This window comes from Corynebacterium tuberculostearicum (genome assembly GCF_022347235.1).
In the GTDB taxonomy this organism is placed as follows: Bacteria; Actinomycetota; Actinomycetes; order Mycobacteriales; family Mycobacteriaceae; genus Corynebacterium; species Corynebacterium tuberculostearicum_F.
In genome coordinates this window covers 104,021-118,564 of sequence record NZ_JAKRDX010000002.1, presented here as the reverse complement: position 1 = coordinate 118,564, position 14,544 = coordinate 104,021, and the positions used below count along the sequence as shown (strand labels likewise).

Genomic DNA, 14,544 nt, shown 5'->3' with positions numbered 1-14,544 from the left:
CCATACGGGGAATCTCCGCCCTCGGTTTAGATGCGGGAGGCGAAGTTGGAGAGGTAGTCCGCGTGGACAACGGAACGGCGCTGTTCCTCGGGAAGCTCTTCCATCTTCTTGCCCTTGATGGAGTGTAGCTCCTCGGAGTCGAAGCGCACCTCGCCGCGGCCGATGACCTCACCATTCGGACCCAAGATGTCGATGATTTCGCCCTTGGTGAACTCGCCTTGCACATCGGTAATGCCGACGGCCAGCAGCGACGTTCCGCCCTTGGTCACGGCCTCCTTAGCGCCTTCATCGAGGCGGACGGCCCCGCCGGTATCGGCGCAGTAGAGCGCCCAGAATTTCCAGGCGGATAGCTGGCGTTCCTCGCGGGTGTGGAAGACGGTGCCCACGGAGGCGTCGGCAAGCGCGGGGCCAATATTATCCGTGGAGGTCAGCAGCACTGGAATGCCGCCGCGGGTAGCCAGGCGGGCCGCGGAGACCTTGGTGGCCATGCCGCCGGTGCCGACCTTGCCGCCATCGCCAGCAACAACGCCCTTCAGGTCCTTGCCGGTGCGCACCTCATCGATGAACTTGGCATCCGGCTCGGCTGGGTTCTTATCGTAGAGGCCATCCACGTCAGAGAAGAGGAAGAGCGCGTCCGCGCCCACCAGGTTGGCCACCAGCGCGGAGAGGCGGTCGTTATCGCCAAAGTGCATCTCGGACGTCGCCACCGCATCGTTCTCGTTCACGATCGGGATGGTGCGCAACTGGCGCAGGCGATCGATGGTGCGCTGCGCATTGCGGGCACGGTCGCGGTGGCCGGTATCGGACGCGGTGAGGAGGACCTGGCCGATAGTGCGCTTATAACGCGCAAAGGACTGGCCCCACACAGCGGCCAAATGCACCTGGCCGACGGACGCGGAGGCCTGCTTGGTAGCCAAATCGGTGGGCCGCTGGTGCAGGCCGAGCGGGCCCATACCTGCGGCAACCGCACCGGAAGAGACAATGATGACATCGGAGCGGCCCATGCGCGCGTGGACGGCATCAACGATGTGATCGATCTTTTCCTGGGAAACGCGGAAATTTTCATCCGTGAGGGAAGAGGAACCAATCTTGACCACCACGCGCTTTGCCTGCGCGATGTCGTGGCGGAGATCCGATTCAAAACCGGACGCCACCGGATTTTCATCGAGCGGCTCCGGGAAAGGGGTATCAGCGGTAGGTCCGTCAAAAGGCTCTACCGGAAGCGGAAGGATGGGTTCTTTCTGTTCATCAGAAGACATGCCAACCGAGTTTACAAAGCCCACCCTCCAGCACACCCCAAGAATAGGGGGTCCGGGGACTAGCCCTGCCACCTATCGCGGTTAGCGCCCTCGCGGGTGACCTCTTCATCATTGCCATAATCGTACTCATCAATAAGGCCACGGCGCGCCTGGGAAGCGCGCTTACGCTCGGCGGCGGAAACGCGGCCGGTGCCCTTCAGGCGGGCGTCCTCGCCACGGCTTGCCATCGTTGGATCGCCGCCGGTCATCGGCTCCCACTCGAAGGTGATGCCACCGATGGTTACCGGGCAGCCTTCTACTGCGCCCTGCTCGCGCAGCTCGTCTTCCACGCCCGCCTTGGCCAGGCGGTCCGCCAGGAAGCCAACGGCCTCGTCGTTTTCAAAGTCCGTTTGCAAGATCCAGCGTTCGATCTTCTTGCCTTCGACAATGAAGCCGCCCTGCACCTCTGGGTCACGGGAAACGGTGAAGTCCGCAAAGGAACCGGTGTTCTTCTTGTGGCCCTGTGCCTTGGGGTGGATGACCGTGTGGTTCGGATCGCGCTTGGGCTTCGGGCTTGCCTTGTGATGCTCAGTGACCATCTCCATGAGCTTGTACTTCAGCGGCTCCAAGCCCTTACGGGCAGCAGCAGAGATAATAAAGACCGGCCAGCCGAACTTTTCCTTGAGGTCCTCTTGGACAAATTCCGCGAGTTCCTCAGCCTCTGGTACATCAGCCTTGTTGAGGATGATGATGCGTGGGCGCTCGCGCAGGTCCCCCAGGCCGGTATCCTCTTGCAGCGCCTCTTGGTACTTGGCCAGCTCGTTTTCGAGGGCCTCAATATCGGATTCCGGATCGCGACCCGGCTCGATGGAGGCGGTATCAACTACGTGCGCCAGCACCGCCGTGCGCTCGATATGACGCAAGAAATCCAGGCCGAGGCCCTTGCCATCGGCTGCACCGGGAATAAGGCCAGGCACATCCGCGATGGTGAAGGAGCTATCGCCCATATCCACCACGCCCAGGTTGGGCTGCAAGGTGGTAAACGGGTAATCACCAATTTTTGGCTTCGCGGCAGAAAGAACCGAAATCAACGAAGATTTACCCGCCGAAGGGAAACCCACGAGTCCGACGTCCGCCATGGACTTCAGCTCGAGGATTAGATCGTGCGCTTGGCCCGGCTCGCCCTGCAGGGCAAAGCCTGGTGCCTTGCGGTTCTTAGAAGCAAGCGCGGCGTTGCCTAGGCCACCGAAGCCGCCTTCCGCAGCAACAAAGCGGGTGCCAGGCACCGTCAGGTCAGCCAGGGTATCGCCCTTTTCATTGCGCACCACCGTGCCGGCAGGAACCTCAAGGATCAGATCCTCGCCGCGGGCGCCGTTGCGCATATCGCCGGCACCATTGCCGCCGCGCTGGGCCTTAATGTGCGGGCGGTAGTGGAAATCCATCAGGGTATGGATCTGCTCAGAGACCTCGAGGACAATATCGCCGCCGTGGCCACCATTGCCACCATCTGGGCCACCCAAGGGCTTGAACTTTTCGCGGTGGACAGACACACAGCCGTGTCCACCGTCGCCCGCTTGCAGGTGCAGGACGACGCGGTCAATAAAACGTGCCATGGTCAAACCCTCCGTTTGTTAAATCTTTGTCCCCGCCAGTGTAATGCGTGTATTGGGCTGGACTCCAACCGTTTAGCCCACGGTGGATTTTGGCCACGCTTTTCCAGAAACAGTGCGCGCGTCCCAGTGGCGTCGAACATCTTGGTCGGTCAACCGCGTGGGGTAAATTGCGGCAAAAGACATGTACCCCACAAAGTTATCGGGGCTAAGCTCCGGCCAGCGGTCATGATTACCGGAGTAGCCGTAGCGTACAAAGCCCTCGCCGCCACCGGTGAATCTATACAGCGAAGACGATGAGGTCTTAAAAGATTCTGGCTGTCCATCACTGTAGAGCCCCATTTCATTAGTGGAAAAATCCCAGGTCGTTACCACTTGGTGCCACTGTCCATCATCGATGCGCTCGGTACTTTTGACCTGATCATAAACCCGGTCGATACCTAGAGGAGCTTGGCGCACCTGGAACCCCACGGTGCCATCGCTAAGTACTTGGATTCGCCATACCGGGCGCTCAAAATTGCCAAAAATGGAATTTACCGCCACCGTGCCTTGGGGTTGCGAAGTATTAATCCACGTCTCCGTGGTGAATTGCTCGGGCATCGTAAATGCACTCGCATTAGCCGTAATAGTCGACTTGGTGGAATTAAGGCGAGCGGTAGCTAGGGCTCCATCCGTAGAGTTGTCACCTTTGAAGTATGCATGCTTTTCGATCCCCACACATGGCTCTTCCCCCGCCTGCTGGCTTCCGTCATACACCCAGTTGGTATTCGGGCTGATTGGCCTGCGGTTTCTCAGAGTCCAAGCCGTCTGATTGAGCGAGTCATTCGTGGCTTGTGCGTACGGAGTATGGAAATGATACAGGTAGCCCCCATATTTCTTGGTGGTCTGCTGCATTTCTTCGTAGCAGTTGAGGGCATCTACGCCCTCAGCGGTTCCGGCCGCATTGCGGGAATTGGTGACTCGGGCGCTCCAGCTGCCCAACGTCGGCTGCAGGGCAAAGGCCAAAATCAGCACAATGATGGCTAGGACGGCGGCGGCCACGACGGGAATCCGTTCCTTTTTAAGCATTGGGCTTCACCGCCTCAAACTCGGTGGTATCGGCATTGGATTGGGCTTCCAAGGTGGCGTCGGCAAGCTCCTGCTCTTCCTTGAGCGCGCGGCGATACTGGGCATAAAACCACGCAAAGGGCGAAAGCACCAAGCCAATGAGTCCGAGGATCCACGGCCAGGTCAACGCGGGCACTGGGCGGAAGACAAAGTCGCCCTTCTCGTTTGGGGCGTCATCGATAGCGAAGGAATCGGTGCCGGTGGGGCTCATAATGGCGGAGTCTTCTCCCCCGCCCTCGCCAAGCGGAACAACCTTGACTGGAAGCAGACCCGTGGAGACCACATGCGCCTGCGCGTAGGCCTCTTCGCCGGTGCCATTGACATTCATACCCAGCAGATAGGCGCCGAGCAGCGGGCGCACGATAATGATGCCAATGGCAAGGCCCAAAAAGACGCCGGTATTGCGGTAGCGGCGGCGGTGCAGTTCATCGTCAATGCGCAGGGACGCCAGCAGCATCAGCAACCAGCCTGCGGCCATGATGCCCGCAATGCGCACGCCCCACCCCAACGCGGGGCAAGAAAAGACAACCTTGCCCTTTAACGTGTCAGCGGTAGCCGGTAGCGCGTCGGGCGCGCCATTGAGTACGCCCTGGGTAATAGCAGTATCGCCGGCGCGCTCAACCACGTTGTGGGTATGGGTGGTGCCATTCGCACTATCCACGGTGATGGTGTCACCCACCTGCACGTCAGCAATATCTACCGGCTTGGTTATGGCCAAAGAGCCGACTGGAAGTTGCGTGCCCATCGACGGCGTGGTCAGAAAATGCGCCCGGAAACCCGCCAAGTAGAAACCACCACAGATAATGGCGAGGACTAAAACCACCGCAGCCACAACGGTGGCGAGAGTACGGCGACGTGCCTGCATATACTCATCTCCCGACGTTGTGGCTGCTGAGCTGGCGTGATTCTAGGGCGTAATAACGCTCCTTTATAGCGTGTTCCTTAAGGACACAGGAAGGACTTAAGCAGTCAGGGTCCAGACAAGGTTCTGGGAGATCTGCTGGTCCATGATGGAGGTATCCGTGGTCTCCTTGGGCAAGGTCACAGTGATATCGAAGTTCTTCGTCGCCCCCACGGCCATAGGAGCATCGATGTTGAAGGTTTTGCCGGCTAGAGCCGTCGGAGTCTGGTTATCTGCCAGGGTGGCACCGCCGGACTTAACGGTAACCTTGAGCGCATCACACAGGGACTTCTCGCCGGCATCCTGACCAGTTACGGCGCAGTTACCAAAGTTCAAGGTGAAAGCGGAGGCGTCGACGGAGCCGGTGTTCTTGAACTGAACGGTGGTGGTCTTGCTATCCCCCGGCACCATCTTCATATTGCCGCCGTACTTGTTGATATCGGACACGGAGATGGTGTTGTTTTGACCTTCGGAGGTGTCCTTGGTCTTGGTGGGTTGACCATCAACGATTTCAGACTCAGACATGGTGAGCTTGCCGGTACCAGCAGTGTTGCCATCGTTAGTGATCTGGGCGGTATAGGCGCCCAAGGTTCCAGCGGCCAGGGATGCTACCAGAGCAACGGAGGCAACGGAGGCGGGCAGGATCCAGCCCTTGCGGGTGCGCTTTTGAGAATCGGACATAGTAAGAGGCTCCTCTTAAAAAAGTGCGGTCTTGAAAAGGAATGGGGCTAGTTCCCCGGAACGCGAGTGCTTAGGCGTGGAATTTCCCCGACATCCATGCAGGCAAATAATAAATAGTCTCAAACTCTCAACTGGGAAAGATTCCGCTGCTTCTTGCGTTAAACCTCGCTCGTACGCCCGCAATCATAACGCCAGAAACTTTCGACCGTCAAGGCTATACGCAGGGCTTTTGGCACTTATCCGATTTTTATACGGTACACAGTTTAAGGTTGAAATTAACCCCGTTGCCCTTGACTTCTACCCCCTTGGCCGAACAAACGGACTTTCCGGACATAAAGAAACCCCTTTAATTTAAGAACTGGGCAAGAATTCTTAATTTAAAGAAAGGAAAGATCAATTTCCTAGTGCCGCAGATCATACTGCCGGTGAATTATGTGCAGTGCGCAGGAATGATTTCAAGCCCCGGAAGCCGCACTAAATCCTTAAACCCCACGGCTACGACAGTGGACCAAGTGCCATTTAATAGAACCGGATAGGCAACGCCCACAGACGCCTGCAAGGCTTGATAGCTGGCCGTATCGAATAGTGGCATCCCACGACAGCCGAAGCCCCTTTAGAGCGAGGGATTAGACCAGAAAACAAGAAAATCCTCGAGCCACCCTCACTGGGGCAGACTCGAGGATTAACCTCATCGGCCTTAGTTAGGCAGTTGCTTCTGCAGCAACCTCTTCAGCCGGAACAATGTTGACCATACGACGGCCACGCTTCATACCGAACTCAACGGAGCCAGCTGCAAGCGCGAACAGGGTATCGTCGCCGCCGCGGCCTACGTTCTCACCTGGGTGGAACTTGGTGCCGCGCTGACGCACGATGATCTCGCCGGCATTAACCTGCTGACCACCGAAGCGCTTGACACCGAGACGCTTGGACTCGGAATCGCGACCGTTGCTGGAGCTGGAAGCACCCTTCTTGTGTGCCATGTGGTTTTCCCTCCTTTAGGGATAATTACAGCCGGTTAAGGCTTACTTGATACCGGTGATCTTCAAGGTGGTCACAGGCTGACGGTGGCCCTGACGCTTCTTGTAACCAGTCTTGTTCTTGTACTTCAGGATATCGACCTTCGGGCCCTTACCCTGCTCAACGATTTCTGCGGAAACAGAAACCTTCTCCAAGTCGGAAGCCTTGGACTTAACATCGGCGCCATCGACGAGCAGAACCGGGGTGAGAGCTACGGCAGAGCCTGGCTCACCCTCGATCTTCTCGACCTTGACGAGGTCACCTTCAGCAACCTTGTACTGCTTGCCGCCGGTCTTGACGATCGCGTACATAGAGGGTTACCCCTTATCTAAACTCGCTCGGAAGCAACCGGGGAGGCCGCGTTCCGAATGGACACTTACACATTGCGTTTAGTTCCCGCGCGAACATGCCCGCACAGCTCACTAAGTGAGTGTCGGACTGATCCAGCGCCGTGAGTACTAAACAGCGACTGTCAAAGACTACCCCGTAGCGGGCACAAAATACAAACCACGCTTTTTGTGCCCGCGTGGCGTAGCCCTAAGACGTGCTTCGCCGTGCTACGCGGCGTCGGCCGCGCCCAGACTTTGCGTGCGACATTTCCTTGTGCGCACCACTCGCAGAAGACTGCTTCTGCCCTGCGTCATCCTGCGCCTTTGGGGCCTTGGCGCTTGCCGACGCCCCCTTCTTGCGCACCGCCCTCTTCTTTCCGCGGCGCAGCACCTTGGTATCGCCCGTGGCCGCCCGCTGTCCAGCACCGGAACGCTCCGGCGAACCATCCTCCTGCGTCGAACGACCGTGGGTAGACTTCGTTACCTTCGGATTCTCTGCTACCGCCTTTTTAGGAGCGGCCTGACGCACGGCACGGCGACGCCCACGGCCCTTGCCACCGGCGCGCCCCGCGCGTGCGGCGCCAGCTGCCTTTTCATGGCGCTGCTCGGCGGACCCGCCCGCCTGCTTGTGTTCGTGCTCCTGCGCCTTTTCCTTGACCTCGTGCGGCACGCGCGAGGTAGTCCGACGCTTGGCCTGCTGGGTGCGTACCGAACGACGGCGGCCACGCCCGCGAGCCTTGCGCTCTTCGCGCGAGGCCTGCTGCCCGTGCTGGGATTCGGTGCCGCTGACTTTTTCGTCGGCGTTGGCAGAGTCCTGCTCACCAGAGACCGCGAAGTCCTGCGGCTGCGGGTGCCTATCGGAGCGCGAATTGCCGCGCGTGCGACGCTTGCGGCGCGGGGAAGCCTCAAACTCAGCTACTGCCTCGTCATAGGTCTTATCAGTTGCCTTATCCGGAGCAGTTTCCTTTTCCGGTGCCTTCTGCTCGCCGCCTACAGCCTCGCGGGTTGCCTTCGACCGGCGCGTCGCCCGGCGCGGCTTCTTGCCACGCTTGGAGCCGGCACCTGCACCAGGGTGTGCCTGAGCAACGGCACCCGAGTCCGCGTCCGTATCCGCATCGGGGACGTAGGAATTAAACTCCTGCACCTCATCGCTCTCGGCGGCATTATCCGCCGCGGCATACGCGATGGCCTCGATATCGGATACCTCAGTCTGAGTGCGCTTGCGCGCGCGGCGGCGACCGCGTCCACGTCCGCGCTCCTTGCTGCGGTCGTGGTCTCCGCTGTGCTCTTCCGATTCGGCCTGCGACTCATCCGGACCGCGCTCGTCTACAACGACGTTTGCTACGAGGTCTTCCAACGACGTCTTGGCAGATTCCCGTGCGGCCTCATCATTCTCGGTACCGTAGACCGGCGCTTGGGTTTTCTTGAAGCGCTTGGGCTTGGAGGAGCTTTCGGGGGCGTCGTCAAGCTCGTGCTTATGCATTGCCACCGCAGTCGGGTGCTGCTGCGGATCGTGGTGGTGCTTCTTGTGTGCCTTGGACTTGCGGCCAGAATGCTTGGAGCGCTGATCGTCCTCAGCCTCGTCCACCGGATACTGGTGAATGATGATGCCACGGCCGTTGCAGCACTCGCACTCGGTGGAGAAGGTCTCCACTAGGCCGGTACCCAGGCGCTTGCGGGTCATCTGTACCAAGCCCAACGACGTAACCTCGGATACTTGGTGGCGGGTGCGATCGCGGCCCAAGGCTTCCTTCAGGCGGCGCAGCACCAGATCCTGGTTTTCTGGCAGGACCATATCGATAAAGTCCACGACGATCATGCCGCCGAGATCGCGCAGGCGCATCTGGCGCACGATTTCTTCGGCCGCCTCGAGGTTATTGCGGGTAACTGTTTCCTCTAGGTTGCCGCCGGAACCAGTGAATTTGCCGGTATTGACGTCGATGACGGTCATGGCCTCGGTGCGGTCGATGACCAACGTGCCGCCGGAGGGCAGCCATACCTTGCGCGAGAGCGCCTTATGCAGCTGCTCATCAATGCGGTAAGCCTCGAAGGCATCCTGCCCGCCGTGATCCTTGGCGCGGTAACGCACCACGCGGTCCGCAAGGTCCGGCGCCATGGAATCTACATAGGCGCGGACGGTATTGAAGGAACGCTTGCCATCGACGATGAGCTCGGTGAAGTCCTCATTGAAGAGATCGCGCACCACCTTGATGAGCATATTTGGTTCTTCATACATCGTCACCGGCTTGGCGCCCTTGGAGGACTTTTCCTTCTTAGCGTGTGCCACGATGTCCTCCCACCGGCTGTGCAGGCGGTTGACGTCGGTAGCGATTGCCTCTTCTGGGACGTTTTCGGCGGCGGTGCGGATAATCGCACCACCATCGCCTGGAACCACGCGGCCGAGGATATCCTTTAAGCGCTTGCGCTCCGGGGCGGGCAGCTTGCGGGAAATGCCGGCGCTGCGCCCACCCGGCACGTAGACCAGGTAGCGGCCAGCGAGGGAAATCTGGGTGGTAAGCCGCGCGCCCTTGTGGCCGATGGGATCCTTAGCCACCTGCACCAGCACCTGGTCACCAGACTTCAGGGCGTTTTCTACCTTGCGGGCGCGCCCGTGCAGCTTGGTCTTGCGCCAGTCGATTTCACCGGCGTAGAGCACGCCGTTTCGGCCCTGTCCGATGTCCACGAAGGCCGCCTCCATGGACGGCAGCACGTTTTGGACGCGGCCCAAGTAGATATTGCCAATGAGAGAGGCCTGGGACTCGGTGGTCACGAAGTGCTCGACCAACAGGTCATCTTCTAATACGCCCACCTGGGTGATGATGCCGGCGCCGTCCTCGCGCTCCTTATCGCGCACCACCATGGTGCGCTCCACGGCTTCGCGGCGGGCAAGGAACTCTGCTTGGGAAACGATGTGCTGGCGGGTGCGGCCCTTTTCGCGCAGTTCGGCCCGGCGGCGCTTCTGCGCCTCGATGCGCGTGGAGCCACGGATGGCTTTCGGCTCTTCAATGTGCTCGGGCTCGTCTGCCTGCTCTTCACGCTTCGCACCGGCACCGCGTCCACGGGATGCGCCACGGCGCCCACGGCGGCGGCCCTCAGACTTTCCGGAACCGCGGTCGGAGCCGGAGCCGGAGCGCTCACGGCTTTCGTCGGCGGAATCCGCAGCGCCCTCATCGTCGTCGCGTGCGGAGTCGTCTGCAGAGAAGTCCTCCTCCGCTGCATCTACAGCCGGTGCGAATGCCCCTGCCTCGTCCTGTTGCGGGGCCATGAAGATAGGCGCAAAGTCATAGTGTCCAGAGTCTTCCTCGGATTCCGCGCGCGGGACGATGTGCGGGGCGTAGTAGTCATCCTCGAAGTCCTCGCCGGCCTCGGCCAGCGCCTCGTGCAACTTCGCCGCATCAACCGTTCCGGTATCGAGCGCGCTAGCCGGTGCTTCGTCCGCCTCATCCGTGGGTTCTGCCGCTTCGGATACTTCCGCTTCAGCGTCCTCTGGCTCCTCGGCGGCTGCGCCAGTTTCGGCTGCGGCCTGGGCCAGCGATGCCTCTACCTTGTCTTCGATCTGGGAGATTTCATTATCCACGTTCTTGCGCACGCGGTGGCGCAGGTGTTCTTCGTCTTCCGTGGACTGCTCCCCTTCCTCTGACTCGGCGGTATCTGCCGACTCTTCGGGCGCTGGTGCAGCGGATTTACGGGTGGCCTTGCGGGCGCGCTTGGCGCGCTTCTTCGCTGGCTTCTTTTCCGGTTCCTCGTCCGGGTTTTCTTCCGGTTGCGCGGCAGCCTTCTCCTCCGGCTCTTCAGCCGGCGCTTCAGTGGTATCGCCCGCGGGGGCGTCGGCAACCGCAGCGGCATTCGCCACAGCATCGAGCACCTGGCCTGCTTCCTCGCGGGAAAGGGAGCTTTGCGCGCTCTTTTTCAAGCCCATGTCTTTAAGCTGTGCCACCAACTCGCGCGAGGAAAGCCCCAGCTGTTTGGCTAGGGAATACACGCGGGTCTTGTCCTTGAGTTGGCTGCGCTCCAGGTTCTGGGCCAAAGACGCCGCTGCCTTGAGGCTTTCAGTTGTTTCTTGAGAGTTCTGTGCCACCATGTTCGGGCTTACTCCTGTACATCGTCTGTATTTGGCGCCGCCTCGGGCGCAGGCACGGACGAAGACCGTACCGCCGCCGCACGAGGCATAGTGCGCGCTATAAAAGTTTGTGGGATATGAAGTTATGCCGCGTCTCGTACGCGCTATCCCCCATTGTGTCACAGAACCGCGGCCAAGCTGGCAGGCGGTGTTATGTTGGCGGGGTGGCAGAACTAGCACGAATCCCCGCGCGCGAACTCGCGCAGTACCGACAGCGCAATGAAGTCCCGGTACGCTCCGCACTTTACTTTGGCGTACCGGCCGGCTTTGCCATTGGCTTCGCCAACACAGGCGTGGACTATATGTTGATGGGAGCCGGTGTTTTTGCCGTCTTTGCGGTGCTGGGGTTGGTGCACCTCATCCGCAATTACCCGCGCGGCATCAACGCTGCGCAAGAGGAATTCCGTGATGGTGACTATCCCACGATTGCCTATATCGCACCGTTTATCCCGATCGCTGCGCCATTGGTCATGGCGCCACTGAGCGCAGCCGGCCTGCTCCCAGAGGTAGAGCTGGCCCCGCCCGTTGCCGGGATGCTGTCCGGCGCGTGGTGGGCCTTTGGCTTGCCGTTGGGCATCTGGAGCATGTTTTCCCAGTCCTTCCGGATCGGCCGGCGCCGCATTAACAAGATCCTGGAAAAAGACCCGCTCGACGGGGTTACGGAGGCTCGCTTGGAGCTTGCCGACGCCCACTCGGACATCCTCACCGCCCTCGTCGCCGCCGGCGCGGTGCAGGGAAACACGATTAATTCCACTGCCCTCTCGAAGTTCATGAAGGTAGACCTCGACCCTCTATCCGAACAGCTCGATGCTTTAGCAAAGGCGGACCTGGTGAAGCTGAGCCGCATGGGACTGCGCACCGCGCCCGCAAAGTGGACCATCACCATCACGCCGACTGGGGTTCGCTGTTTGTATCAAGTGGGCCGGCGTTAATTTGGCAAGCTTTTGTCTCCAGGGAAAAGCTTCGGCCCTATCCAGAGCATTACGTACACGAGTCCGACAAGTACCGGAATTTCAATTAGCGGCCCAATGGTTCCGGCAAGGGCCTGTGCTGACGCAGCACCAAATGTACCGATGGAAACCGCGATGGCTAGTTCGAAGTTGTTACCAGCTGCGGTAAACGCAACGGAAGCGGATTGCGCGTAGTTCATTCCCACGACCTTTGCCACGCCCAAAGCTAGGAAAAACATTCCAACAAAGTAGATGACCAACGGAATCGCAACCTTGATCACCGCCGTGGGCTGCGCTACCAACTGTTCTCCCTGCAGGGAGAATAGCAACACAATGGTATAGAGCAAGCCGATCATCGCCAAGGGAGAAACTGCCGGAAGGAAGCGTTTTTCAAACCATTCGCGGCCTTTGACTTTCTCACCCCAGACCCGTGAGAGCACACCAAGCAGTAGGGGGACTCCCAAAAATACGAGAACCGCGGTGACGATAGACCAGAAAGAGAAATCAGCAGAGGTGGTATCTAGCCCTAACCACCCTGGCAAAATCTGCAAATAGAACCATCCCAGCACACCGAACATGGCTACCTGGAATATAGAGTTAATGGCCACAAGAACGGCGGTGGCCTCCCGATCGGCGCAGGAGAGATCGGACCACACTAGGACCATTGCGATACAACGGGCTAGCCCAACGATAATCAAGCCGGTTCGCAGCTCGGGCTGGTCGGCCAGAAATATCCACGCCAGGGTGAACATCAATGCAGGGCCCACCAGCCAGTTCAGCACGATAGAAACCACCATCAAGCGGCCATCGGCAGCGATCTCTCGAGTCTTTTCGTAGCGGACTTTAGCCAGGGGCGGATACATCATAACTAGCAGGCCCAGCGCGATTGGAAGAGAAATACCGCCAACCTCTAGAGCAGACAGTGCTTCTCCAATGCCTGGCAGGAAGTGGCCTATCAATAGCCCCAAGGCCATGGCGATGATGATCCACACGGGAAGGAATCTATCGAGAAATGACAACTTTGGGCGTTGCGTAACGGCCATGGCTCTCCTTGTGCGACGAGGAATTCAACTTTCGAGCAGTACTTTAATCGTCCATATTGATACTCGTCAATATAACGGAGTGGGAGGCAGACTCCTTATACTGTGTGCATGGACTCCTCCCCTAGCAACGCCGATAGCACCCCGGATGCACAGTGCTGTTCCCTGAGTAGTGGCCCGCTCAGCCAGGGCGACTCCCTCCGCTTTTCCCAGCAATTTAAAGTACTTGCTGACCCAGCCCGCCTGCGCCTGCTATCCATATTGTGCGACGAGGGCTGCGGCCCGATGAGTGTTACGGAGTTGACCGCGCTTTCCGGTCTGAGCCAACCGACGGTATCTCATCACCTCGGCAAGTTGAGGGAATCCGGTCTTTTAATCAAGCAACAATCGGGCCGTACCGTTACCCATCGAGTACAAAAGGAAGCCTTCCGCACACTGCGCCAGTTACTCTCCTTCGATTAGGAGAACTCCAGTCCTAGTCTGAGATGTGAATGACCTCGCGTGCATTATCCTCAGCAATGATCTGCCGCGTTAAGCACCTTCAGCCCCGAAACAAAACCCCTGCTCCAGTTCTGCTTCTCTACGTATTTGCGGCTTTGCCGTTTCAATACTTATTCAAGGTAGGGCCGGATACTCGGTATGCGGCTCTACGCCCGGGCTTATGGGTCAAGCAATAAATAAAGCCCGAGCCTACAGGCTCGGGCTGAATGATGCGCTAAGTGCGCGGAAGTTTAGAGGTTCGGGAACCAGATAGCGATCTCGCGCTCAGCGGACTCTGGGGAGTCGGAGCCGTGCACGATGTTCTCGCCAACGGTCAGGGCGAAGTCACCGCGAATGGTACCCGGGGTGGCCTTGGAGACTGGGTCGGTGCCACCGGCCAGCTGGCGCCATGCCTCGATGGCGCGCTCGCCCTCAACAACACCAGCGATAAGCGGTGCGGAGGTGATGAACTCGACGAGGTCACCGAAGAATGGCTTGTCCTTGTGCTCCTCGTAGTGCTTCTCCGCGGTCTCGCGGTCAGCAACGCGCAGGTCGAGCTCAGCCAGCTTCAGGCCCTTGCGCTCGATGCGGGAGATGATTTCGCCTACGTGGCCGTTCTTTACGCCGTCCGGCTTGATGAGAATCAGTGTACGTTCAGTCATGCCCCACACTGTACCGAAACCGCACGCATGCGTCGCGCGCTGGGGTATCCCGTTGGGGTAAAAATCTGGCGTCTAATGCTCTGCGAGCTGCTTGACTATCTCTTCAGCGCGCCCCTGCGAAGTCCCCCTGAACCACAGGCGTACCTGGCCTACTGCGGCGCCAAACTGCCCATTGCCCAACAGTCGTTGCAGCTCCGCGCGCTGCTCCTTATCCAAATCCTCAAAGGTGGCTTCTTTGGCCGGCTCAAAGTTGCTCCGCAGCGCTAAAACCAGAAAAACGCCACCAATGATGAGGGCGACTAGCGGTAGCCATGGCGTTCCCGTAGCGGCGCGGGCTACCACCGCGGCGATGCAGGCGAGTGCGGCAAGGACGAGATAGAGATTGCGCATGGGCGCTAGTCTATCGCGT

13 protein-coding genes are annotated in these 14,544 nt (G+C 59.4%); 2 read left to right on the top strand and 11 right to left on the bottom strand.

All coding sequences use genetic code 11. From position 1 onward, the window contains the following. Nucleotides 1–26 precede the first annotated feature (26 nt). The 8 genes from proB to MHK09_RS01620 all read right to left on the bottom strand — a co-directional run bounded on the left by proB (nt 27) and on the right by MHK09_RS01620 (nt 10,964). Complete coding sequence (gene proB, locus MHK09_RS01655; RefSeq protein ID WP_250412474.1) at nt 27–1,259, bottom strand: glutamate 5-kinase; 1,233 nt, start codon at nt 1,257–1,259, stop codon at nt 27–29. Nucleotides 1,260–1,318: 59 nt separating this feature from the next. After that, nucleotides 1,319–2,851, bottom strand: a complete 1,533-nt coding sequence (gene obgE, locus MHK09_RS01650; protein WP_250412473.1) for a GTPase ObgE — start codon at nt 2,849–2,851, stop codon at nt 1,319–1,321. A gap of 72 nt (nt 2,852–2,923) precedes the next feature. Continuing rightward, complete coding sequence (locus MHK09_RS01645; RefSeq protein WP_250412472.1) at nt 2,924–3,916, bottom strand: LamG-like jellyroll fold domain-containing protein; 993 nt, start codon at nt 3,914–3,916, stop codon at nt 2,924–2,926. Next, nucleotides 3,909–4,820 carry a S24/S26 family peptidase gene (locus tag MHK09_RS01640; RefSeq protein ID WP_250412471.1) on the bottom strand — a complete coding sequence of 304 codons (912 nt, stop codon included), beginning with the start codon at nt 4,818–4,820 and terminating at the stop codon, nt 3,909–3,911. Before MHK09_RS01640 ends, MHK09_RS01645 begins: the two co-directional genes overlap by 8 nt. Before the next feature lie 96 nt (nt 4,821–4,916). After that, nucleotides 4,917–5,537, bottom strand: coding sequence for a hypothetical protein (locus MHK09_RS01635; RefSeq protein ID WP_250412470.1), 621 nt, complete (start codon nt 5,535–5,537; stop codon nt 4,917–4,919). Between the two features lie 701 nt (nt 5,538–6,238). Beyond that, nucleotides 6,239–6,517, bottom strand: a complete 279-nt coding sequence (gene rpmA / locus MHK09_RS01630; RefSeq protein ID WP_005329214.1) for a 50S ribosomal protein L27 — start codon at nt 6,515–6,517, stop codon at nt 6,239–6,241. 42 nt (nt 6,518–6,559) lie between these two features. Beyond that, complete coding sequence (gene rplU, locus MHK09_RS01625) at nt 6,560–6,865, bottom strand: 50S ribosomal protein L21 (RefSeq protein WP_005324077.1); 306 nt, start codon at nt 6,863–6,865, stop codon at nt 6,560–6,562. Between the two features lie 226 nt (nt 6,866–7,091). Next, nucleotides 7,092–10,964 carry a translation initiation factor IF-2 N-terminal domain-containing protein gene (locus MHK09_RS01620; RefSeq protein WP_250412469.1) on the bottom strand — a complete coding sequence of 1,291 codons (3,873 nt, stop codon included), beginning with the start codon at nt 10,962–10,964 and terminating at the stop codon, nt 7,092–7,094. 203 nt (nt 10,965–11,167) lie between these two features. Here MHK09_RS01620 and MHK09_RS01615 point away from each other — a divergent pair, with 203 nt between their 5' ends. Next, on the top strand, nt 11,168–11,935 hold the full coding sequence (locus MHK09_RS01615) for a hypothetical protein (RefSeq protein ID WP_179386876.1): 768 nt from the start codon (nt 11,168–11,170) through the stop codon (nt 11,933–11,935). Here the strand turns inward: MHK09_RS01615 and arsB are convergent. Then, nucleotides 11,932–12,996, bottom strand: a complete 1,065-nt coding sequence (gene arsB, locus MHK09_RS01610) for an ACR3 family arsenite efflux transporter (RefSeq protein WP_250412468.1) — start codon at nt 12,994–12,996, stop codon at nt 11,932–11,934. The genes MHK09_RS01615 and arsB overlap by 4 nt on opposite strands. Before the next feature lie 108 nt (nt 12,997–13,104). Between arsB and MHK09_RS01605 the strand changes: the two genes are divergently transcribed. Further along, on the top strand, nt 13,105–13,455 hold the full coding sequence (locus tag MHK09_RS01605) for an ArsR/SmtB family transcription factor (RefSeq protein WP_040425217.1): 351 nt from the start codon (nt 13,105–13,107) through the stop codon (nt 13,453–13,455). Nucleotides 13,456–13,724: 269 nt separating this feature from the next. Here the strand turns inward: MHK09_RS01605 and ndk are convergent, their stop codons facing one another. Both ndk and MHK09_RS01595 read right to left on the bottom strand, forming a co-directional pair. Continuing rightward, on the bottom strand, nt 13,725–14,135 hold the full coding sequence (ndk, locus tag MHK09_RS01600) for a nucleoside-diphosphate kinase (protein ID WP_005324068.1): 411 nt from the start codon (nt 14,133–14,135) through the stop codon (nt 13,725–13,727). A 72-nt stretch (nt 14,136–14,207) separates the two neighbouring features. After that, on the bottom strand, nt 14,208–14,525 hold the full coding sequence (locus tag MHK09_RS01595) for a hypothetical protein (protein ID WP_250412467.1): 318 nt from the start codon (nt 14,523–14,525) through the stop codon (nt 14,208–14,210). Between the last annotated feature and the right edge of the window lie 19 nt (nt 14,526–14,544).